9 protein-coding genes and 2 pseudogenes are annotated in these 23,506 nt (G+C 61.9%); 3 read left to right on the top strand and 8 right to left on the bottom strand.

What is annotated here, in order from left to right; genetic code table 11:
• Window positions 1-83: 83 nt before the first annotated feature.
• The 5 genes and pseudogenes from D3877_RS27320 to D3877_RS27335 form a co-directional block, all read right to left on the bottom strand.
• Window positions 84-4,076 carry a beta strand repeat-containing protein gene (locus D3877_RS27320; RefSeq protein ID WP_119833938.1) on the bottom strand — a complete coding sequence of 1,331 codons (3,993 nt, stop codon included), beginning with the start codon at window positions 4,074-4,076 and terminating at the stop codon, window positions 84-86.
• Window positions 4,077-4,868: 792 nt separating this feature from the next.
• Window positions 4,869-5,453, bottom strand: a pseudogene (locus tag D3877_RS27325) (IS5 family transposase); the annotation flags it as partial.
• 82 nt (window positions 5,454-5,535) lie between these two features.
• Window positions 5,536-6,291 (bottom strand): hypothetical protein, encoded by a 756-nt coding sequence (locus D3877_RS29650; RefSeq protein WP_147395303.1) that lies wholly within the window; start codon window positions 6,289-6,291, stop codon window positions 5,536-5,538.
• A gap of 45 nt (window positions 6,292-6,336) precedes the next feature.
• Window positions 6,337-7,875 (bottom strand): hypothetical protein, encoded by a 1,539-nt coding sequence (locus tag D3877_RS27330; RefSeq protein WP_147395304.1) that lies wholly within the window; start codon window positions 7,873-7,875, stop codon window positions 6,337-6,339.
• Window positions 7,872-10,523, bottom strand: coding sequence for a vWA domain-containing protein (locus D3877_RS27335; protein ID WP_119833940.1), 2,652 nt, complete (start codon window positions 10,521-10,523; stop codon window positions 7,872-7,874). Before D3877_RS27335 ends, D3877_RS27330 begins: the two co-directional genes overlap by 4 nt.
• A 258-nt stretch (window positions 10,524-10,781) precedes the next feature.
• On the opposite strand from D3877_RS27335, the gene D3877_RS27340 reads away from it, so the two are divergent.
• From D3877_RS27340 to D3877_RS27350, 3 genes are read left to right on the top strand one after another with little or no spacing between them, the layout of a single operon-like run.
• Entirely contained in the window at window positions 10,782-14,438 is a 3,657-nt protein-coding gene (locus tag D3877_RS27340) for a tubulin-like doman-containing protein (protein ID WP_238475139.1), read from the top strand.
• Window positions 14,435-16,231: a hypothetical protein gene (locus tag D3877_RS27345; RefSeq protein WP_119833942.1), complete on the top strand. Its 1,797-nt coding sequence runs from the start codon at window positions 14,435-14,437 to the stop codon at window positions 16,229-16,231. The genes D3877_RS27340 and D3877_RS27345 overlap by 4 nt, the downstream gene beginning before the upstream one ends.
• Window positions 16,228-19,086: a hypothetical protein gene (locus D3877_RS27350; RefSeq protein WP_119833943.1), complete on the top strand. Its 2,859-nt coding sequence runs from the start codon at window positions 16,228-16,230 to the stop codon at window positions 19,084-19,086. The genes D3877_RS27345 and D3877_RS27350 overlap by 4 nt, the downstream gene beginning before the upstream one ends.
• Before the next feature lie 214 nt (window positions 19,087-19,300).
• On the opposite strand, the pseudogene D3877_RS27355 reads toward D3877_RS27350, so the two are convergent.
• The 3 genes and pseudogenes from D3877_RS27355 to D3877_RS27365 form a co-directional block, all read right to left on the bottom strand.
• A pseudogene (locus D3877_RS27355) lies at window positions 19,301-20,043 on the bottom strand (IS5 family transposase); the annotation flags it as partial.
• Between the two features lie 93 nt (window positions 20,044-20,136).
• Window positions 20,137-21,495, bottom strand: coding sequence for an MFS transporter (locus D3877_RS27360; RefSeq protein ID WP_119833944.1), 1,359 nt, complete (start codon window positions 21,493-21,495; stop codon window positions 20,137-20,139).
• A 294-nt stretch (window positions 21,496-21,789) separates the two neighbouring features.
• Window positions 21,790-23,502: a tannase/feruloyl esterase family alpha/beta hydrolase gene (locus D3877_RS27365; protein ID WP_119833945.1), complete on the bottom strand. Its 1,713-nt coding sequence runs from the start codon at window positions 23,500-23,502 to the stop codon at window positions 21,790-21,792.
• Window positions 23,503-23,506: the final 4 nt, after the last annotated feature.

Genomic DNA, 23,506 nt, shown 5'->3' on the forward strand with positions numbered 1-23,506 from the left:
CGTCGCCCTTTTCAAGCCATCCTGTCAAGCGACCCGCATGCAAGCCATCCTGTCAAGCGACCCGCATGCAAGCCGCTTGTCGGTCAATCGCCCTCAAACCAAGTGTTTTTCACCATGTCTTTTTGCACGCCGGTGAGGGTCACGTCATCGTCGCTGGAGAAAACAATCACCGCGTCGCCCGCGTCGTTGGCGCGCACCGTGTAGCTCGACAATCCGTTGCGCAGTTGAATGCGGTCGCCCTCCGCCGCGTTGAACCCGGTGATCACATCATGCCCGTCGCCGAGACCTTCGTTCAGGCGCGCGCCATAAACATACAGGTCCGCCCCACCGCCGCCGGTCAGCGTGTCGTTGCCCAGACCGCCGATCAGCCAGTCATCTCCGAGATCGCCGAACAGTTGGTCGTCATCCCTGCCGCCATACAGCGTGTCGCTTCCCTGGCCGCCATACAGCGTGTCTTGGCCCTTGTTGCCAAAAAGGGTGTCCGCGCCCAAATTGCCAGACAGCATGTCCACGCCGTCGCCCCCAACGACGGAGTCCGCTCCGACGCCGCCCGCGATGGTGTCGTCGCCAAGATCGCCCGACAGGCTGTCGTCGCCCAGATCGCCAGACAGCCGATCATTGTCGCGGCCCCCATGGAGGGCGTCGTTCCCCTGTCCGCCATACAGCGAGTCCTGCCCGGTGTTGCCATAGAGGGTGTCCGTGCCAATGTTGCCGTACAGCAGGTCGTTTTCCTCGCCGCCCTGAACGGTGTCGTTGCCGTCATCGCCGTAGAGAACGTCGTTTCCGGTTCGCGAACCGACGAAATCATCGCCGCCGCCGCCGTGGAGGGTGTCGTCGTCGGCGCCCAGCACGATGTGCTGGTTGGCGCTGTCGCCCCAGACAACCTGTGACCCGTCGCCGCCGCCCACGCTGACGGCGCCGATCACCACCGCGAATTCGACGTTCTGCAACTCGATCGAGGATCCGCTCGGCATGCTGCGCGTGTCGATGATCAACGCGCTGTACGGATTGTCGGCGTTTGTTTGGGTTCCCGTGATGACCAGCGGTTGGGCCGACGCCGTAGCCCCGGGGGTTGACGTCGGCACGATCGTTTGCACCAGCACCTGGGTGTTGGTCGGCAGGCTTTCCAGAAACCCCGAGCCGCCCCCGGTCAGTTGGTTCTGGTCGGTCGTGCCGGTCGTGGTGTGTTCCTGAATTTCGCGGATCAGGTCGGCCCGGGAGTTGACCGCCGTCTGCGTCGTGGTGGACCCGCTGACCTGCAACCCGACGCCGGTCGGCACCTGGGCGACCAGCAGGCTGACGCCCGCGTTGGTGGCGACAAGCGGGATGTCGGCCACGGCGTTGTTGCCGCTGACCTCCTGGCGCGTCGATGTGACCACCGGGACGGTGAGGCTGCGCGTGCTGCTGCCGTCGCTGTTCGTTGTGCTTCCCGTTTGCACCTGGACGCCGTCCACCGAGTTGACGCCCCCGGTGGCGACAGTCCCACCGCCGTCGTCCGACGTTGTCGGCGTCGGCGTCGGAACAACCGGCGGCCCCGAAAAACTGACCAGGGTGTCGACGCCGTTGAGCGCCAGAGTCTGATACGGGGTGTAAACGGTCTCGATGCCGGAAACGAACAGGGTTCCTTGATTGCCGGGCGGGGCGAAGGTCACAACGTCCGTTCCGGCCCCGCCGATCAGGCTTTCGACCAGCGACGTCGTCAGCGTGTTGCCGCTCGACCCCAGCGTCGCAACGTCGGTTCCAGCCCCGCCGATCAAGGTTTCCAGAAGCGACACCCGCAAGCTGTTGCCGGTCGCCCCCAACGTCACGACGTCGGCCCCAGCCCCGCCGGTCAGCGTCTCCATCGCCGACACCTGAAGCGTGTTGCCGGACGATCCCAACGTGGCGACGTCCGTGCCGAGATCACCCGTCAGCGTTTCCAACAGCGACACTTGAAGCGTGTTGCCGCTTGAACCGACGCTCGCCACATCCGTTCCGGCCCCGCCGATCAGCGTCTCCATCGCCGACACCAGCATCGTGGCGCCGGACGCGCCGAATATGGCGACGTCTGCGCCAAGATTGCCCGTCAGCGTTTCGACCAGAGACACTTGAAGCGTGTTGCCGCTCGACCCCAGCGTCACAACGTCGGTTCCGGCCCCGCCGATCAACGTCTCCAGCAGCGACACCCGCAAGCTGTTGCCGGTCGCGCCCAACGTCACCACGTCGGCGCCGACGCCGCCGGTCAGCGTTTCCATCGCCGACACCAGCAGCGTGTTGCCGGACGATCCCAACGTGGCGACGTCCGTGCCGAGGTTGCCCGTCAGCGTTTCCAGCAGCGACACTTGAAGCGTCGAGCCGCTCGAACCGACGCTCGCCACATCCGTTCCGGCCCCGCCGGTCAGCGTCTCGATCAGGGAAACGGTCAGCGTCGAACCCGCTGAACTCAAAAGGATGTTGTCGGCGCCGGCGCCGCCGATCAACGTTTCGACCGCCGACACCAGAAGGGTCACGCCGCCGGTTCCGACCGTCACCACATCGGTGGCGGCGCTGCCGGTCAGGGTTTCCAGAAGCCGGACCGTCATGGTCGAGCCGCCGGTTCCAACGCTGATGACATCCTTGCCGCTGCCGCCGATCAGCGTTTCAAGGGCTGACACCAGGGTCGTCGCCCCACCAGCGCCAAGTGTCACCACATCCGCGTTGGCGGCGCCAATCAGCGTCTCCAGCAGTTGGACCGTCATGGTCGAACCGCCCGAAGCGACGGAGATTACATCCGTGCCAGCGCCGCCAATCAGGGTCTCCAGCAAGGCGACCTGCGTCGTGTTCCCAGCAGAACCAAAGGTGACGCTGTGATCGACCGAATTTGTGCCAATCAGCGTTTCAATATTGGAAACGCCAACGATGTAGGTGCCTGAAAGGGTGACGATGTCTGTTGCGGATGATCCAAAAACCGTATCAAGATTGCTGACGGTCAGCGTTCCTCCAGACGTTCCAATTTGAGCGCTCAAAGTGCCGCTGCCGGAAGCGGTAATAGACTCGATATTATAAAGCGTTATTGATTCCGTTGTGGTCAATGAATAGGTGATGGCGTTGTTGCCGGATCCACCAATCAATGTTTCAATGGATTTTACCGTCAACGTGCTGTTGACGTCGTTCAGCGTAACAATGTCCGTGCCTGCGCCGCCAGTCAGCGTGTTCAGCAACGAGACTGACATCGTTGACCCGGCTGAGCCGATCGTGATCACATCCGAGCCGACGCCGCCGGTCAGGGACTCCAGCAGCGAGACCGCCATTGTCGTGCCAGCGGAGCCAATGGTGACGATGTCGGTCCCCGCGCCGCCGGTCAGCGAACTCAGCAACGACACCGACATCGTCGAGCCAGCCGACCCGATGGTGATCGCCTCGGCGCCAATGCCGCCGGTCAGTGTCTCCAGCAGCGAAACCCGCATCGTCGTGCCGGTCGATTTGATGGTGACGACGTCCGTGCCCGCGTCGCCGGTCAAGGTTTCCAGCAAAGAAACCGTGACGGTCGAGCCGCCGCTGTCAAGCGTCACCACATCAAGGCCGGAACCGCCGTTCAAGCTCTCCAGCAGCGAGACCTGCATGGTCGCGCCACTGGCGGTGATGGTGATGACGTCCGCGCCGGCTCCACCCGTCAGGGTTTCCAGCCGCGAGACCGTCATGGTCGAACCGGACGTGCCGATGGTGACGACGTCCGCGCCAGTTCCACCCGTCAGGGTTTCCAGCAACGAGACCGTCATGGTCGAACCGTCGCTGCCGAGCGTCACCACGTCGGTTCCAGAGCCGCCGGTCAGGGTCTCCACCAGCAAGACCTGCATGGTCGCGCCCGAACTGAGGGTGATGACGTCCATGCCATCGCCGCCGCTCAGGGTTTCCAGCAACCGAACGAGCGTTGTGTTCCCGCCGCTGCCAAGCGTCACAAAATCAACGACCGATCCCCCGGCGGAGCCAGCGATCGTTTCAATGCCGATGGCCGTTACGATCGCCCCGCCCGTCAGGACAAGAGAATCGGCGGCCCCAGTCCCCGTGACGGTGGCGTCTGTTGTAAAGCCGACGCCGTTGAGATTGGACTGTCCCATAGAAATCCATACCCACTATCTTGTTCGATGTGACGTCGCGCAGCGGTGATTCGTGCTTTTTATTCAACAAACAGGCCGATCATTGCACAAAAAACAACCTTCAGTGGTTGTTTTCTGTGCAGCTCCAACACGCTTCACATAGTGGCTCCCATCCTGAAATTCATCTGTCATCATATGACAAAGGGCAACGAAATCTGTCGGAGTGACCACCGCGTCAGCCAACGGGCGGAGCAGGGCGGTTGAGCGCCTCGCCCACAGGGATCCCTATCCGCGCAAATCCCCTGGCAATGCGGAAGCATCCGCGCAAGCGGCTTGAGACGATCATTGCCTCCAAACCCCAAAAAATGCCGATGAGTTTCATAAGCGGAACCGGCGACAGAACAACCTGAAATTTTAAGTCAATCGAGCAAATGAGGCGCCTTTTCCAGCAACGAGGGAAATTATTCTGCAACCGATATTCATAGACTCCGGATCAAGCCGGTCAACAAGAATATCTGTCAACATCAGAGCAACACAACCCCGGTTAATCATTTGTGAATATCGTAATTTTTTCCATCACGGTATATAACCAATAAATAATAAAAATCTTAGATGCGCGTATTATCAAATTTTTCATATTTTTGTTGCTATGATCTCAAGCATCTGGGGACTATGACGCTCTTGCCTGATTCCCTATGTCTGGTTGACGAGGGTGCCACCACGATGAGTGATTGGCCGGTTGCGGCACTGAACTCAGCCCGTGACGCGCCGGAAAGGCGTTGAAAACACGTCAGAGTCTGTTTGACAACCTGTTCAGTGGGATACTCGTCGAAGCAGCAGGGCGCTCATGGCGATCAGGATCATGCCGCCTGACACATCGATCCGTCGTTCGAAATCGCGGACCAATCGTCTCCAGCGTGTCATCCATCCAAAGGTTCGCTCGACAACTCAGCGTCTTGGCAGAAGCTTGAAGCCAGGTTCGGCATCGGTGCGTTTGACGATTTCGACGGTGAAGTCAAGGTAGGCGGCTTTGTCCATCAGCTTTATCCTGTCGCAACCGCCATCGGCGAACAGATGCTTCATCCAGGGCCAACGCTTTCTTATTCCTTCCAGAATTTTCTGCGCTCCGGCGGAGTCGGAGATATCGGCGGTGGTCAGATTGACCATGAGCAGTCGGCCATCGGTGTCCACGGCGATGTGCCGCTTGCGCCCAACGATCCTCTTCCCGCCATCGTAGCCCCGCTCCTTTGCCGCAGGAGCCTTCACCGTCTGACTGTCGACAACCCCAGCGGTTGGACTGGCTTCCCATCCCGCGTGTTTCCGATCCAGCATCAATTCCAAGTTGTTGATTGTCTGGATGAGGAGTCGCCGAACGAATTACCGGAACCACCAAAACACCACGGAAACCGCCTCACCGCACCAACACCGCGTCCATCCTTTCGGGTAACAGTCAGTATTGGTTGATGGTAGTTTGAGATCCTTATGATCCATCAACGTAAACAGCGCGAAGACTGACGGAGCGATAATGCTCAATCTCCTCAGTTGCTTGATGACCCGGCGGGCTTCCGCCACCGGCCCTAAAAGCCAAGGTTGATCCTCCAGAATATGGTACAAGATGTTCTTCTAGAAATTTTCTTTCCTCTGGAGTCCATTCATTGATATTCATAATAAATTCATAAACCTTCCAGGCACGAAGAATTGAAAGGCTCATATTGCATCGAGCACTTTTTGACCTGTCCGCATTTTTCCAGCCAGGACTGGCATGTGCTTCAATTCTAATTTCCGCAATTGGGTTTTGACCATTATTGGATTTTGGGTTGCTGATATTGTGTCTTATAAATCCTAAAGTTGCTTGTTTGTATGAACTCATATTGGAAAAATCCATTTTGATATTTGTTTGCTTATCGTAGAGCTTTTTGTCGGTTGTGTATGGGCTGCAAAGCTTATCATCCGGATCAACCTTCTCAAAATAAGTTTCTTTTTCTGTAAATTGATACACAGGTGCTCGAAAATTTGCAGCGTTTGATGGAGCAATCACACCGTTTTGGTTGCTTGTTAAGTTTGGCTTTATTTCAGAAGTATTGTTATAATTTTGTTGCTCCTTTGATCGCGACATGCTCAATGAAATGTAAAGGCCAACACCAGCCGTTGTGATTATTAAAATAATCGCTAAGAGCATATCAGAAAGAGGAAGCCAGACTTCATTTTCTTCTTCACCTTTATTTTTTCGCCTCATTTTTTACGTTCCTTTGATGATCGTTGTTGATCGGATGGCAATCCATTAAGGCATGCTCTTTATTTTTTCTACAGATTTGGTTACTTCACGGGCAATATGCTGTGCCTGAGTGACGAGTACGTCCATATTGCTTGTCAGGCCGCGAACGGATCCCTCTACCTGTTCGATGCTGCTGCGAAACACGGCGACCGCATCGCGCACTTCGCTCGCCGCGAGGTGGAACTCCTGCATCGTCGCCCGCGTGTCGCGATGCGTGTCACGGATTTGATGATTGAGAATCCTCAAACCTTCGATCATGTCTTGGCTGTACTTCCGCCAATCATGCATATGGGCGCCGACATCCTTCCAAGTCTCGGATGCTCCACTCCAGCTTTTGATGGCATCCAACAGTTCCGCATTCAGCCCGACTTGCCCTGGCGTCACCACCGTTTCGTCGATCAGAGCGACCGACTTGTCCTTGATCGCGGGCGTCGCTCGGCCGTTTTCAGGCGCGGCTGTTCCGGCGCCGTGGCCCCCGCCATTCCCCTGAGCAAAGGCTTGGGCCGCGTCTTCGATCGCTTTGTCGCGCCGTTTGATTGCTGCGTGGTCCTCGACGACATAATGATCGTGGATGGCGTGCATGACCCGCACCAGAACCGCCAACGCAAGACCGACGACGCTCGTTGCGAAGGCGGTTCTCAAGGCCGAGGCTTGGGGAGCCAGTTGGAGCTTCATCTCCGTCGCCCAACACCTTCGCATGACTTCACCGTTGCCTATGGTCTGTCCGGCCAGGGCATCGAATATTTCCTGGCTTGGGAATGCCCACATGGCCACCAGCAGCCCGGCGAATGTGCCCATGAACCCCAGCGAAACCAGAAAGCCGCTTGTGTTCCAGTACAGACTTTCGCCCATAGTGATCAACGACCATGCATAGCTTTTCGGGGGCGAATGTTCATCCGATGGGATGCGCCGACCGTGAAGGGCGACAGCGTCGATCTCCAGCTTTCTATGGGCTGTCCCCTCTTTCAACGGAAAAACGAAAAAACAAAAGAACATCACACAAGATACAAGTATGGAAAATTGCAAACCTATAAAAAATTCGTTAATCCTCTGAGAAAATACAGACAATCTCTGAATACTGTCATCAGCGTTCGATCTGCCAAAGGAGCCATATCCGTATAATTTCTTACCTTTCGCCCACTCTATAACGTCTTCATCGGGTTTTTTTGTCTTTAATTTCTTTTTCCCATTCTCCATGAAGATTTTTCCGTATGATGAATTGTCAATAATCTCCATGCAGTCGTACAAGTGTTCATAAATTTCCTCTTTCTTTTTTTCTTCGCTGTCGCTGTCACCGATCAGCACATCCCTCATGGAAAGGTCGGTGTGGAAAAGGGGACGTGAAATCGCATCGGCCATCGCCACGAAGCCATTCACGAACAGCGGATACTGGGCATAGGTCAGGAGAATGCAGGCCGGCACCGGAACAAGCAGCACGAACGCGGACAACCACAACCGCCAGCCCCGTGACGCCGTTGAACCCGAGCGGCTGGCCGGGCGCGGCGGAGAGTGAGAGGGGGGATCGGAAATCGTCTCGGCGCTCATGGGGCCTCGTCGGACAGGATCATGGTGATGTTGCGATCGTCATCGCGCAGAACCGTGCCCCAGTTGAGATCAATTCCGTCCATGCTTGTATCCTGTCGAAAGCGGTTGGCGATCAGGACGCGGCTCTGGTCGATGCGCAATGACGGGCTGTAATCTGATCGCCGGATCAGGCGCAGACCGCCCGAAATCGGTTCCAGCGTGACATACTGATCGCTGTAACGCTCCGGTCGGGGTTCGAACAGGCGTCGGCTGAACAGACTGTGGAGGAGCGGCTGGCGCAACGGGTGGGTTTCGGCGTTGATCCCGAAACGGTCATGCTGAACGCGCAGGAAGGCCCCTTTCGGGAAGCGCAGCCTGGACGCCTCCCACCAGCCGAAAGCGAGGCTGCCGAGCATCCACAGACCGCTCCAGCCCACAAGAGCGAGTTCGATCACGAGCAGGAACAGGCCCCACAGCAGGCCCGAGATCCCCGGAGCCAAAACATCCACGTTGATTGCGACCGTTGCCGAACGCCCCGTTTTGCGGCTTTGATAGGTGATGTGTCCCAGCTTGGATTCGAACGGCGGAAGCGCCACCAGAACGCGCAGCCAGTCGAACAGCCACCATTGCGAAACCGCGTCATGGTCGGGGACCAACAGGATGCGGCCGTCGGCGGCGGGTGACAAGCTCATCTGGATGGCCGGCAGGCCGAAGACGGAGACCTTCAGGACCATGTTGCCGCCCCCCAATCGCTCCTCCTCCAGCAGACCGTGGATCCTCAGTTCCGGCGCCGCCGACCCGGCATCGGCCGAACCGACGATGTGGGGCGCGAGCAGCAGCGGCGCCGATCCCGTGATGGCCTGACCATTGGCTCGGGTGACCACCAGCGGAGGCGTCACGATTTTGATCGCGCGGCCCGCCAAAAGAGGCAGCCCGACCGGCTTTTCGGCGGCCGGAATGCTGGCCACCAGTTCTGGCAGCCGCAACGCATTCGTGAGATCAGCGCCGGCCACGGCGACCTCCACTGTAAATCGTCCACCTTGGGCCTTGCGCATCCCCAACATCGCCCCGTTGCGGTGGTCGAGAACGACGGGCGCCCTTCCGTCGGCCATCAACCGGATGGTCACCCCATCGGGTGGCGCGTTGCTCAGACGCCATGTGACTGGGCCGGAGTAGGTCGCCGGCGTCAAGGTGAGCGGAATCAGAAGCCGGGCCGGTTCCGCCGTGGCGGAGCGATAGACGATGGGGACCTCGGTCTCACCGCAGTCGGAGCATGGGCTGAGATCGCCGGACGCTGCGTCTGCCCGCAGCCCCGGCACGATGGGCGGCGATACGTCGGCCCGCAACGGCCCCCCGTTGCTCTGATAAAGGCCGGGGTAGCGCAGGATGATCTGATATTCCTGCGTATAGTGCTCCGTTCCAGGTCGCGCGGGAAAATCGAGGGTGGTGACGAAGGCGCCGGACGACGGCTCCAGCGTCATCTCCCGGTCTGCCTGTCCCTTGCCGCGCAAGATGATCTTGGGCATTTCCGTCAGACGGTCCAGAGGCAGGGCGCCGCCCCCCTGCGCGTCCTCCGACAGCACGACCCGCAGCACCGCCTTCTGCCCTGCGGCCGCTTGCAGGCGCCCGTCGCTGTCGGACCATTGGACGTCGCCGATGTTCAGCGTCCATCGCGGCGTGATCCGGCTGTGGAACACAGGAAGCGCCTGAGAACCGAGAGGACCGTCGAAGGTCAGGCGATGCTCCCCGGCGGGGATGGGCTTGGCGGGCATGTACTGAACGACCGCCGAGGCCAACTGCGGCCAATCCGGACGATCGGGTTTCGGCATGGCGACCCGGATGCCGCTGACCCGGTCCTTGTCCGGATCGATCTCCGCCGCTCCCAGCGAACGGAGTTTGGGCACCCCCGGCGCGTTGGGAAACACCATGCCCACCCCCTCGATCGGAAAGGGCAGATTGATGCCGACGGACGTCCCCGACGGGATGAACTCGCGCGGGGACCGGCTTTCGAAATCGCCGCCCAACAGGGTGGTGACGATCTCGGTCAGCTTGCTGTGCAGGGCTTCGCCGCTGCGCACTTCGATGGTGTCATCGAATCTGCCGGTGCGCCCGAACTGGTCGGCAAGGCTGCGGGCGACGCCTTGGCGCTGGATGATCTCGCGAAAGGTCGATGCCTTGTTCCCTCCGCTCTTGGGCTTTTCCTCCGGGTTGATGGCCACGAAGAACACCCGCATGACGCGTCCTTGGAAGCGATCGCGCAGGACGGACAGTTCGTCGAAGAATTGCGGTTGAGGGTCGGGATCAAACTCCCCGTCGGTCAACAGGATCAGGGCGGCCTCTTCCCCCGGACGGGTCTCGCGCGCGATTCGATCAAGGATCCTCGTCACGCTCGACACCGGGGTTTTCGTGGCGCTGGCTTCCCAATCCTCCAGCGCCCTCAGCGACTCGCGCCGTTCCTTGTCGGTCGCGATCGGCAACGCCTCGATGGAGCCGGGATTCTTCATCCGGACGATGAAGGCGCGGTCTTCCGGCGGCAGAAGCGCGATCAGCAGGCGGGCGGCGTACAAGGTGGTGTTGAAGGTCGGCCTGAGGCTGCGCGAATCATCGAACACAATTCCCACGACCCGCGCGTCGGCCCCCCCGACGGCCAGCATTCCGGCCACGGCCATCAGCACAACCAGAAGGGAGCGGGCCGTCCACGATGGTCGAGCGCCATGCATCCTGCCAACCCTTATGGCGAATCCTCTCATCACCGCATCCTGCAAAGAGAAATCTAGGCTTCAATGCCGCCTACCCCTTTTATGATAGCCAAAATTATGTATAAATAAAGTGGAACCTTGATTGACAATTACATACAAAAGAATGCGCCTCCATCGTCCTGCCAATTTGCTGGTCGATGTTGTTGAAAATTTTTGGAGAGCGGGATGATGTCTGATGATGATTTTATCCCAGAACCAACGTTGTTGGTCGGTATTGGCGGTTCAGGATGCGCAATCATTGATCGCCTCTTGGGCAACGCCGAGCGCTCCAAGCGCGCTCCGGAACATCGCATCCAGGTTCTGGGCATCGACACCGATGTCGAGGATCTGAAGCATCACCGCTACCTGGGGCCGGAACACATTCTGCGCATCGGCGCCATGGACGACGTGTATCGCATGTGGGAACGGAATCGGCCCGGCGTGGAAAACTGGTTTCTCCACTACGACTCGATGACGCCGGACATTCGCCGCATGTCGGTGGGGACCGGGGCCGGACAAATCCGCATCCTGTCGACGCTCGCCTTTTCCGACGCCATGAATGACCGGTTGATCGAGGATGCCATTGATCGGGTGGTCAAGGGCATCAACCAACGGTCTTTGGCGCCCCTGTTGGTTGGCCCCATGAACATCATCATCGTCGGGTCGATGGCCGGGGGCACCGGGTCGGGGCTGTTCCTGGCCTTGGCGTGGCTGCTGATTCGTAAGTTCCGCTCGCTGGGCGGCGTGGTTCCGGTGGTGCGCGGTCTGCTGCTGATGGGTGACGTGTTCTGTCATGCCGCCCGTCTGCCGGCCGCCCAGATGGACAATGTTCGCACCAACAGCTACGCGGCGCTGACTGAACTCAACGCCGCGACGCTGGAGGCGGCGCGCAAATTGCCTCGGCCGGTCGATTTTCGCCATCTCAATCGCGGCACCAGAATCGCCGACGACAACTCGCCCTTCGAAGAGGTCATTCTTGTCGATTACAATGACAGGATGGGGGCCAGCCTGGGGCCGAATCTGGAAAATTACTATTCACGCTGCGCCAGCATCCTGCACTTCCTAACGTTCACCAGCGTCGGCAGCCGGTACCGCAGCCTGTTCGCCAATGAGATTTTAAGCCGCAGCTCCGGCACGGCCTGTGGTCGTCCCAAGATCTACACCGGCGTCGGGGTGTCGGATCTGTTCTACCCGCGCGACGACATCCTGCATTATCTGAGCCTGCGGACGGCGAAGCAGGCGATGCAGGACGATTGGCTGACCATAGACCGCGCGTTCGACGAGCAGAAGACGCTGTGGTTGCGCCGCCGCAAGGATGGCATTACCGAACCCGAGCCAGTGAAGGCCCGCTTCTTCACCGACATGGTTCGTGTCCGTGGGCGCGACAACGGCAACCATTTCTTCCGAGCGATCCTGCACGCCGTGGAAGTGCCGCCGCCGCCGTTGGATGAGCGCGGCGAACAATCCGCCGAGATCGACCGCACCTATGAAACATTCCTAAGCAGCTTCACCCGTCGCGCCGAACAGATCTTTTATGAGAGCCATCATTTTTTGGCCTCCTGGCGCAACGGGCCTGGCGTGGATTCCGATAATCCGCTGTCCAGCCTCGCCCAATGGGTCAATGAACGTGAGCGCAAGCTTAATCTTGCGGAAGAGAAGGTGTTCGATGCGCTTGTCGGTGCTCCGGCACAGACATTCCGGGATCTTTTCCTGACAAAGATCGATCGACACGAGTCGGATTTTCGACCGGAAGACATCGAGTATTACATCCTGCGCAATGGCGTGCATCCGATGCAGGTTCGTTTCTTCCTCTATGGTCTCTCGCTGGCGTTGGAACGGGAACTGAAACGGCTGGGACCGTCGGACGAGTTGGACCGCCTGATCGCGGAGGCGGCCAAAATGGCCAAGGCCTCCCTGTCCTCCGATCCCTCCAAAGGCGCGCTCGCCCGCTCGCGGCGCTCCTACACGGCGGCGATCGCCGACCGCGCGGACGACGCGGCGCGAACCACGGGCCTTCTGAAAGGCCGTCGCGTCCGGCGCGATTTCCTGGCGGAGTACCGGCGCCACTACGCCAGTTCGGCCGACATCATCAAGGCGATGATCGACAATGGTCTGCGGCGCGGGCTTTACGCCGAATTGCGGATGGCCGTCAACGCGATGGTCGCGGAACTGGAGGAGTTCTTCAAGGTCGTCGACCGCCTGTCCAACCGGATCGACCGGGACATCGATGAGCTGGAAAACCGCTATGATGGGGAGCGGGAAAGCGCAGCCACCGTGACCGGCAGCATCGCCAGGGCGGACGATCAACGGGCGTTCTGGGTCGGCAACGTTCCGGTTCATGCGTCCCGCACCGCCATGCGGTCGATCTGGAGCGATGTCGAGGAAAGCCAGAAGACGTTGCAGAGCCAGCCGATCCTAAAAGGTCTCGCGCGGACCCTGTGCCAGCGTTTCCGCGACGTCACCATGGGCCGCGACAACAAGGACGGGGTCGATTACGAACGGCTGTTCCGGGACAACGTGATCGATGGATATTGCCGCGACACCATTTCCCGGAACGCCACCAAACACTACGACTTCGACGTGATCACGGCGATCCAGCGGGAGGCCAAGGGTAGAAATCAGGATTGGCGACTTTGGCTGGCCGACCGGGTGCGGATTCTGCGGGAGCAATCGGCGCCGTTGATCGCCACCGAATCCGACCGCGCCGGATCGCGGGTGGTGATGTGGGCCATGAACATCAACGCGGCGGCGGGCCTTCTCGACCGGCATAAGGTGAATGTCGACAACATCGAATCCGATCCCGCGCTGACCAGCCTGTTCGCCGTCGAGCCGGGCGACCGGCTGGCCGTGCGGGCCATGTACGACCCGCAACGGCTGAGTTGCATCCAGTTTCGCAACAACCTGGAACTGACCGCGCTGGTGAAGCTGAAACCGGGATACCGGGACGAGCACCACAACGTCAGCAATCCCCCCGAGGGACGCTATCACCGCGCCTATCAGAGCACGTTGGAGCGCCTGCGCGGTCAGACCGGGGCGGACGGCACGGCGACGGTCTGCGCCGTTACCCCGCATCTTCACCGCGACTGGCATCTGCCCGGCTATCTGCCCGACATCTTCGAGGCGACCGCCCAATCCTGGCGCGAACGCAGTCTCCAGGCCTTTACCCAGGCCTTGGCGCTCGACCTGTTGAAGCAGAACCCCCATGGTTCCGACGAAGGGCCGTTCTGCTACGACGAGGCGGCGTGGCCGGGCGCCGTCGCCAGCCGTCGCAAGGCCATCCTGAAGGCGCGCAACGATTTCGAATTGAGCGCCGAGCTGGATCTCGATCCGCAGCTCGTCGAATGGATCCAGTCGATCTATGCCGCCGCCGTTCATGCCGCCTTGGGGGAGGCCGACCCGCTCGGCAGCCGGTTGTACGAGAAGCTCGGCAGCGCCGAACTGCCGTTCCGCATCGCCGGCATCGCGGTGGATCATCGTGGCGATGATGCCCGCACATTGACCCGCCACGTGATGAGCCGTGTCATCGACCTGCTGAGCGCCTTCGTCGATCTCGCGATGCGCGGTTCGGGAAACGCCATTCGTCGCAACAAGGTGCGCCTCACGCTGATGCAGGCGATCACGGACGCCGAACAGCGAAGCAAGGAGGCCGTCCCGGCCCGACCGACCGGAGACCGGACGGCGGGGCCCCGAGGCCGGGCGGGCACGCGCGGGAAAACCCCGGCGTTGGTGGCCGATGAGGAACGGAGAAAGGCTGAACAGGAACGGGAGGATCGGCGCCGGAGCATCCTGACGGACATGAAGGACACCGTCGTGAATTGGCAGCCGGAATCCAGCGGTTCCTCATGACCGTGCTGTTGTGCAACGCCGATCCCGACTGGCCGTTCGTGGACTTGGCGCGACGCCGGCTGATTCATCTTTGGCCGGAGCGGGCGGTGGCGATCTGGGATCTCTCGGCCGTTCCACAGCCCGGCGACGCGCTGTGGCCCGACTTGCCGAGGGTCGTGTCGCCGGAGGGATTCCCATTGGCCCTTGCCGGCTTCATTGCGGCGGCGGGGTTGGAGCCGGTCCAACTTCTGATTCATCTTGGTGGTCGCGGGACCAAGATGGTTGAGTTGAACGATTGCGCCGTTTCCGTCGCTCGTGCGCTGGGCGCCGAACAGCGTCTGAGCGTGGTCTTCGTTCAGCGCGCTGTCGACCATGCGGCTGAGCCGCCGGCAAACGCCCATGTGGCGATGCTGGTCGATCGGCCGGGAACCGGGGGAAATGATTCGCCGGACCAAGCGCATCGGCTCGATCTGCTTGGGTTGGCTGCGCTGCTGCTGCGGGCGAACGCCTTGATCGACCCACGTTTTCCCGCGAATCAATTCACGCTGAGCGCGGAGCCGGATCACGAGCAACCCTGGATGGCCGGCTGGCATGACCAGCTTGGCCGGATTCGGCATGGAGTGGAGCTTCATCGGCACGGCGCATCGCCGACGGAATTGCTGGAAGGGCCGCTGGCGCCGTTGAAGCGGGCGATGGAGTCCCTGCTGCATTGGACCTGCAAGGCTCCCCCTCCACCGGAACGGACGGAGCGCTTCGCCGAACCGGGGACGTGGCTGTCGCGGTTGCGGGTGCGCTGGTGGCGTCACCGCCGCCTGCCCGGCGATTTTGTCGAACGCGCCGCCGCTCTCTGGCCGAAGCTGGTGATGATCGATCGCGACGAGCGGCAGCGTGACGCACCGGCGCGCCGTCTGGCCTTGGCCGACCGGCGTTTGAGGGTGAAAGCCGCCGTGCGGGAAGTCGAAGCGACCACCCCGATCCGACCGCCGACGGTGGCGGCGGTCGAGGCCATCCGGACGTTGGCCGCCGATTGTCGCCGGGCCGCTTGGGCGGCGGCGCCGCGCGAACCATCGGCGGAGAGCGGTGCGGCGCTGTGGAACTCCTTCGGTCGGATCGTGCGCCGCACGGTGCGGGCTGGCCTCTGGTGGCCCCGGCTGTTGCCGCCGGTGCTTGGCGTGGCGCTGGTCGCGGTGGTGCCGGCTTTCATGGTCGTGACGACCGCCGCCCTCGTGTTCGTTCCGGGTGACGGCGCCATCGCCTCGACCTTCGGCCGACTGACGACGGCGGGAGCGGTCTTTCGCGGGACGGTCCCGCTCCTGGTCGCGCTGCCGGTCGCGATGGGAGCCGGCGGCGCCGCCGGATTGATGCTTTTTCTTCACCGGCGGCGGCGCACCGTGACGAACGCCCTTGGCCGTTCCACCGTCCGCTTCACGGAACTGGCCTCTTGGTTTCAGGAACGATTGGTCACCGACACGCAGGCTGGATGGCGCGCCATAGACCGTCATGGGCTGGATCTCGTCGAACGGCTGTTGATGCGCGAAGCCGACCTCCGCCATCGCGACATCGCCCTGGCCGCCCGCTTGCCGGTGGATTCGTCGGCAGCCGGTTCCCGGCAACCGACGCGCGACCGTCCGCTCGTGGATCCGCTGGGTCGTCCCCCCGGCCGCTGGCTGCCGGATGCCGCCGCGACCATGATCGAGGATCTGTCCGGCGAGCACGCCGTGGTGGTGCGCGACCACAGGTGGCCCATCATTCGTTCGGTCACGCTCGACGTCCCTGTAAAATACCGGGACGTCGAGATCGGGTTCTTAGGATGAATGCGGTTTTCTCCAGCATTCCCGCCTTCCTGTTGCTGTCGATCATTTCCCTGCTCGCTTATCGCCGGGCGCGGCGTTCTCCCAAAAAAGTGCGCTCCGTACTGCTTTATGGTTTCTTTGCGAACAACATTGCGGCCTACATGATTTATTGCTGGATCAGTCATGATCTTCATTATTTGATGGATGCGCCAAATGATCCCATTCGTATTTTCGGTATCATCCTGTTTGTCATCGGCCTTACTCTCAGGATGTTCGACTCGATCAATGACGTCACGAGAAGTCTTGGTGTCGAATTCGTCGGCGCGCAGGCTTTCTCCCTTGTTTTTCTCTTTGCTGTTTCCATTTTGGTCCCGACACTGGCTTTGTGGATTCTGAAGAGTGTCCACCGGCAGCTGATGAAAAAAGCGCAGCCATCCGTAAGAAATTCGCTCGACCTCATACAAAAATCCCTTAAAAAAATTCTAGAGATTCTCTTCGGTCAGAAAACACGCCTGTTGTTGCGGCCGAACAGGGTTTTCTTGATCCAAGTGATGGAAGGAGGGCTGTGCGGGCTTTGGGGTTTGTTTGCCGTGATGTTCCTGGAGATCGCGATCGATAGCGAGCACCCGATTGAAATGGCGATGTTCGAATTCATCATCCTGACCGGCCCATGGGTTTTTCTGATCGAATTTGTCGCCCTGTTCGCGCCCGATCGGGCAAGGTCGCGAAGGGAGGCGCTGCTGGTCACCGCCGCGTTTCCTGCCCCCCAACTTTGTGGGCGGACGTCCGCCGATCTGGCGGCTTTGCACCGGGCCTGCCAGACAGCGAAGGGGCCGAGACTGGTGTGGTCGCGTGGGCCGGATCCTTCCGGGCGCCGCTTCTCCAACCGTCTGCGCCCAGTACCCCGCCTTTCTCACGCCAAACACGACAGGTTGGTGTCGGAACCGATGAGTCGTCCGCTCGCCATCGCGATCCTGCGCCATCTGAAGGAACAGGTGGCGTTGGGACGGACCATTCTGCTGATCGCGCCCGAAGCATGGATCGGCAGCCTGGAACCGCTGATCGGGCGCTTCACCCGCAACAGCGAAACCCCGACCCATTTGGCTGTTCGCGGCCTTTGCACGGGGCAGGGCATGCCACGTCTCCTGATCGCCGGCTTCGACACTCTGGGCGCGCTGGCCGAGCGTTGGCCGACCCAGCCCAATGGCAAGGCCGTGCCGGTGGATCTCCTCGTCGCCGTGGGGTTGGAGCAGGCATCCGGCCAATTGCGCACAGCCATGACCATGTTGTGCTGCGCCATTGGGGCGGGACCATCGACGGTGCTGGCTCAGGCGGAACACCGCCGCCAGAGCGAAGCAGCCGTGCGCGATCTTCTGTTGCTGACGGATCGTTTGGAGGAGATCACGCTGCACGCGCCAACCGAACGGCGGCCTGACCATCTGCTTCTTTGGGAGGACGATCCCGAGGAGGGGGACATCGATGCCGGAAACGGCATGGAGGGGCCGCGTCCGGACACGGCGTTGCGGTTGGCGGCGATGGCTTGGGCGAAAGGCATTCCCTGCGCCTTGGCGCCGGTTCCCGACGCTCACGATGTCGATGCCCTTGAGCGATGCCTGCAAACCCGGTCGGGGGGGCGGCATGCCGAACGGCTCCGTTTCCCCGGGACGGATCTCGAGGAACGGGATGCCCCGGTTCGGATCACCTGGGATCACGGCAATTTGGCGGACGCCCTCAACCGCAGTCCGGCACGCCGCCGGGATCGGCCATGGATGCTCCATGTGCTGATGTCGCGTTACTCCTTGGCTGCGGAGATGATCGCCGCCTTGCGTTCCGGCAATGCCTTGACGGCGTGGGAACCGCTTGCCCCGCATCCCTTGGGCAGTGTCGTCGAATGGACCCTGGCGCTGAGGCGAGTCATGGCGCGCCCTCAAGGCCTGACCCTTGAGGAACTCGACACGGCATTCTCGTGGCGCCTTCCCCCCGGCATGCTGGCTGGTTTCGATCCACCTCATGCCTTGGGACCATTGGCTGCCATCATTGAGCAGGTTGATGGCCCTTCAGCGGGGCTGCGGCTTTGGTTGGGGAAAGACGGTCGGCCACGTTTGTCGGCGTCGCCGCCGACCGATCGTGGGCGTCTTGCCGTCGCGACGCTGGAGGGCGCGCTTGCGCGGACATCGCCGGTCGACATCGGCGATCACGGCTTGACCTTCACGGTTGGCACCATGCTGCGGTTCGATGGCAAGAATTACCGGATCGGCGCCGTCCAGGCCACGCGCCTCATCGTTCACCATGACGAGGCGAGCCACCCCGCAGCCCGATGTTCTTTCCAGTTCGAGCGGCATTATCGGCTCGTCGGACCGCAGGTCCTTCGGGAGTCGTCCAGCCTCGACGGCGGGCCGAAGGCGCTTCGCAGCCGCCAGCACCTTCATTCGACCATAAGTCGGACGACCATCGGCTATGTTGAACGGTCGATAGCCGGTCGGAGGCCCGAGCGCATGGTCATTCTTGCGCAGCCGATTGAAATCCAGCGCCGCTTCGTCTCCATCGGCTGGTTTCGTCTGAAGCGACCGGCCGACTGCTCGCGGGAGGCCATGTTGCGGATCTTGCGGGCGGCGCAGGATGTTCTCAGGCTTCTCTTTCCAGCGCTCCATGCGCGTTGCGCCGTCGTGATCAACAAACTTTCGGAGAGCGCAACGCATGACATTGACGGATCCGCGTATCTTGTAAATGACGGAGGAGTCATAGATGAGTGTGATGCTTGGCTGGATCTGCTTGTTATCGAAGATTCGGAGCAGGACCTCGGCGTCGTCCGTGCACTGATCTGGAACCCATGCCAGTTTATCGGAGAAACGGCCTTAGGCTCTGCGCAGGAATAACCGCGTCAGGTTTCTGGGCGAGGTGCGATGGTATAGTTCCACTCGGGATGGAAACTATCGCCTAATCAGGACGCGGAAAAACGGGCCGATGCGGTGCCCTTGCCTCCGCTGAGGCTTCAAAATGGCGTCTTCAACGCTCGTTTTTGTCGGGATGGAGGGTTTTTCCTCGCTCCGAGGCGCCCGGAGCCGCCGTTCAGGCGGACTCCGGGCGTGACTATGCCGCCGCCAGCAGCTTGGGCAAGCGGATCAGGTTGTAGGCGGTGGCGGTCAGAGTGAATGCCCAGCCGACGCGGGCCGTGCCGCGATGACGCGTTTTGCGCAAGCCGGCTCTCTTGATCCAGCCGAAGACCTCTTCGATCCGTTTGCGGATGCGCAAGGACACGGCGTAGCCGGGGTGGCGGGTGGTCCGACCGTCGATGGCCGAGCGGCGGTTGCTGGTGTTCTGGGCGACATGAGGGGCGGCGCCGAGGGCGCGCATGTCCGCCACGAAATCCTTGGTGTCGTAGGCCTTGTCGGCGCCGACCGTGATGCGGCGGCGGCCGGGGATGGCCTCGACCATGGACACCGCCGCCTCGCGTTCGGCGAAGCCGGTGGCCGCCGTCAGCCGGACATCCACCACCAAGGCGTGGCGGTTTTCCATCAACGCATGCCCCATGAAGGCCAGCTTCGCCGGTTGCCCGTTGCCTTTACGGTAGAGGCGCGCCTCGGGATCGCTGGTCGAGGCATGGGTTTCGTTGGACCGCTTCTCGCCATGAAAGTCGCGTTCGCCGTTGCGCCCCGGCCCCGGCGGCTCGCCGCTGCCGTCCTTGGGGCGGAAGCTCTTCACGCTGGCCCAGGCTTCGATCAGCGTGCCGTCACCGAGAAGTGCTCGTCCGACAGCAGCGCCTTGACCTTCGGCTGGCCCAGCACCGTGGCCAGGAACTTGGCGGCCACGTCGCCGTCCAGCAAACGTTCGTCCGATCCGCGCATCGCCCCCTCGTCGGCCGCATTCTCCTCAACCCGAGAGAATCACGACCGACCGGCCATGCACAGCCCTTTTTCCGCGTCCTGCTAATGAACAGCTGACGCCGCCGCCGCCGTGGTCGTCCCAACCCGTTGGGGAGCCGACGCCGCTTGCTTGACCCACAAGGCCGCCGCCGCCAGGAAGCCGGGGATGGCCAGGGCGATGAAGATCGATTCGAACGACATCTGGCGGCTGGCCAGTTCGGCCACCAGGAAGGACCCGGCGATGCCGCCGAAGCGTCCCAACCCCATCATCCAGGCGATGCCGGTGGCGCGCGCCTGCGTCGGGTAGTAGGCGGCGGCCAGCGACCCCAGCGACGATTGCGCGGTGTTCATCATCACGCCGACCACCAGGACCGTGACCGTCAGCGCCGCGACCTGCCCAGAGAATTGGCCGATGGCGACAAAGGCCACGCCGGACAGCGCGAAGAAAACCGCGACGATCCGATTGCCGTTGAAGCGGTCCATCAGCAAGCCGGAGAACAGCGATCCGACGCCGCCCAACGGGAACAGCGCCGAAACCAGCGCCGCCGTGGCCGGATTCAAACCGGCGTCACGAAACAGAACCGGCATCCAGTTGATCATGGCGTAGAAAATGACCAACCCCATGAAATAGGCGACCCACAGCATCAACGTGCCGACGATCAAGGACCGCGACAGGACCGAGCGGATCGCCCCTTGCCCGGCGACCGCCGTTTCCGGCAGGACGAAGCGGGTGGCGTCCGCCGCCGCCGCCCCAATCGGCAGCAACAGCTTGCGGATCGTTTCCACCGGCTTGTCGCGCGCCACGGCGAAGCGCGCCGATTCCGGCAGGGCCAGCAGCAGAAGCAGGGCCAGCAGCAACGGCGCGGCGCCGCCGACGATCAGCACGCTGCGCCAGCCAAAGGCCGGAATGACCCACGCCGCCAGAAAACCGCCCAGGGCCGCCCCCAGGGGAAAACCGCAAAAGACCAGATTGGTGATGAGCGACCGGCGGCGGGCGGGGGAATATTCGCTGACCAGGGTCAACGCCGTGGGCATCGCCGCGCCCAGGGCAAGGCCGGTCACAAAGCGCCACGCCACCAGCGTGTCCAAATCCTTGGAAAAGGACGAGGCGAGGCAGGCCGCCCCCATCACCAACACCGACCCGATCAAAATCGGTCGCCGCCCGATCCGGTCGCTCACCGGCCCCGCCGACAGCGACCCGATGACCAGCCCAAACAGGGCCGCGCTCAACACCGGAGCCAGGGCCGGGCGCTGGAGGCCCCATTCGCCCAGCAGGGACGGCGCGATGTAGCCGATGGCGGCGGTGTCGAAACCATCCAGCAGCACGACGCAAAAGCACAGAAGGATCACGCCGATCTGGCGCGAGGACAAAGGATTGTCGTTTATGAAGGCTTGAACATCGACGCTGCGTTCCACGGTCATGGGCTTCCTCTCCGTGCGGGTGCGGGGCCGCGTTGCGTTGGGGGGTTTTGGTCGCCATCCAATGGGATAAGCGTCCAATCCATCAATTTTTTCAGGTCTTTGCGCCGGATGATCGGCGCGTGGCGGGGCGCTGGTAACGGCGACGCGCATAACTGTTATTTATAATAACAGTTATTCTTAGTCAACAGCTCTGTTTCCGACTGTTCGGTGCCCGGCCAATGCGAGCGGAGCGGCGCGGGGAAACGCGGATGCGCGTCAGGCCCGTGTTTGGCCTGACGCGCGGCGCCTTATTGGTTATTGGCAATCGAAGCTTTCGGCCCGCTCCGGGTCGCCGCCGACGTAACGGGCAAGCTTGGGCCAGACACAGAGCGGACGAGTCCGCGTCTTGCTCCAGGCCGCAGGAACCTCGTCGTTTTTCTCGCTCACCGTGGCGATGATCCGATCCGGCGCCTTGCCGTGCTCGGCCCAATCGACGATGGCCCCCAAGGCGTCATAGGCGTCCGTCGCCGGACCGCCCCGGCAATGGCTCATGCCTGGAACCGCGAAGAAGCGGGCGAACGCCGCCGCCTCGCCCTTGCTGTTGGCGTTCAACGCCTCGTACCACCGGGCGGTGTCGTTGATCGAAAAGACGGCGTCGCTCTGGCCATGCACGACGATCATCTTGCCGCCCGACGCCTTCAACCCGGCAAGCGTGGGATTCGCCGCGTCGGGGGGCGTCATGAACTCCATGGCCGATTCGGCGTAGTCGATGGCCCGACCATCCACCATGGCGGGTCCCTTGGCGTGGATTTTGGGCGCGTCCCGGTCGAAATCGAAATTGGCGAGGAAATCGACCAACGCGGTCGGCGTTCCGGCCACCGGAGTCGGCGGCGTGGTGAAGATGTGGGACAGCGACGCCGCCCCCTGCACCGCGATCACCGGATAGCCGTCCCATGCGGGAATGCCTTCGACCTTCCAACTCCGCCAGTTTTTCGCCCCCATGCCGCCGTCGAACGACCAATCGGAATAGAGGGCCTCGCCCTTGCTGTTCACCGGCCCGGCGAAGGCCCGCTTCAGCGCCGTCACTTGGACGCCCGCCAGACATTGATCGGTCTTCTCGCCGACGCATTGCAGCGACGCCAGATCGAAGCTCTTCTGGCATGCCCGCAGATCCGACACCAACCCGTCGGCCAGCCCGTCCAGCCGGTCGCAGGCGTTCAACACCCCTTGGGCCACCAGCGTCATGTCGGCGGCGGAAAAGGACTTGCGGATGTCCAGGTTGACGCTGCGAAAGCTTTGAACATCCCAGGCGTGCTGCACCGCCGCCTTGGGCAGGTTGAAGCCGGGGGCGATGGCGACGAAGCCGTCATACTGATCGGGCGCGCGCGACGCCGTGACCATGGCGTGACGGCCGCCGTTCGAACAGCCGACCATATAGGAATGTTGGGGGCCAGCGCCGTAGACTTTGGCGATCAACGCCTTGCCCACCGCCGCCATCGTCGTGTCGGCGGCGTAGCCGTAATCGCGGCGCGCCTGGGGATCCAGGCCGAAGGCGGCGCCGGCGGCCAAACCCTTGTCGGCGTTGGCCGGATCCTTGTCAGCATGGCCGCCGTCGCCGCTCAACACCGCAAAGCCGCGCGCCAGCGCCGGGTTGTAGCCGACAGCTTGCAGATTGCGGGCGTCGCCGAGCGCCGGGATCACCACCCCTTCGTTGCCGCCATTGACCTGATGCAGGAACCGGCCGTTCCAGTTCACCGGCAACCGCATTTCAAAACCGATGGCGTAGGGTTTGCCGTCGGCCCCAACCCGTTGGTTGGCCTTGCCGCGCACCACGCAATGGGGCGGCAAGGGCGGCAGGCTCTTGTCCTCCGCCGCCAAAGCGGACGACAGGATGACGACGTTCGGCAAGCCGACCATCGCCGTGGTCACGGCGTCGCACGCCGGGAGCGCCCCAGCAGTCTGCGACGCCGCCGCTCCAACCACCGACAGGATGGTGGCCAGCGCGGTTCCTGCAAGGGCATGTCTCATGCGT

The sequence above is a fragment of the Azospirillum cavernae genome (assembly GCF_003590795.1).
In the GTDB taxonomy this organism is placed as follows: Bacteria; Pseudomonadota; Alphaproteobacteria; order Azospirillales; family Azospirillaceae; genus Azospirillum; species Azospirillum cavernae.

Bases quoted from the DNA above. Each gene is read 5' to 3' on its own strand.
- D3877_RS27360 (WP_119833944.1), bottom strand. From the start codon at position 21,495: ATGACCGTGGAACGCAGCGTCGATGTTCAAGCCTTCATAAACGACAAT.
- D3877_RS29650 (WP_147395303.1), bottom strand. From the start codon at position 6,291: ATGAGGCGAAAAAATAAAGGTGAAGAAGAAAATGAAGTCTGGCTTCCT.
- D3877_RS27365 (WP_119833945.1), bottom strand. From the start codon at position 23,502: ATGAGACATGCCCTTGCAGGAACCGCGCTGGCCACCATCCTGTCGGTG.
- D3877_RS27350 (WP_119833943.1), top strand. From the start codon at position 16,228: ATGAATGCGGTTTTCTCCAGCATTCCCGCCTTCCTGTTGCTGTCGATC.
- D3877_RS27330 (WP_147395304.1), bottom strand. From the start codon at position 7,875: ATGAGCGCCGAGACGATTTCCGATCCCCCCTCTCACTCTCCGCCGCGC.
- D3877_RS27340 (WP_238475139.1), top strand. From the start codon at position 10,782: ATGTCTGATGATGATTTTATCCCAGAACCAACGTTGTTGGTCGGTATT.
- D3877_RS27345 (WP_119833942.1), top strand. From the start codon at position 14,435: ATGACCGTGCTGTTGTGCAACGCCGATCCCGACTGGCCGTTCGTGGAC.
- D3877_RS27320 (WP_119833938.1), bottom strand. From the start codon at position 4,076: ATGGGACAGTCCAATCTCAACGGCGTCGGCTTTACAACAGACGCCACC.
- D3877_RS27335 (WP_119833940.1), bottom strand. From the start codon at position 10,523: ATGGCCGTGGCCGGAATGCTGGCCGTCGGGGGGGCCGACGCGCGGGTC.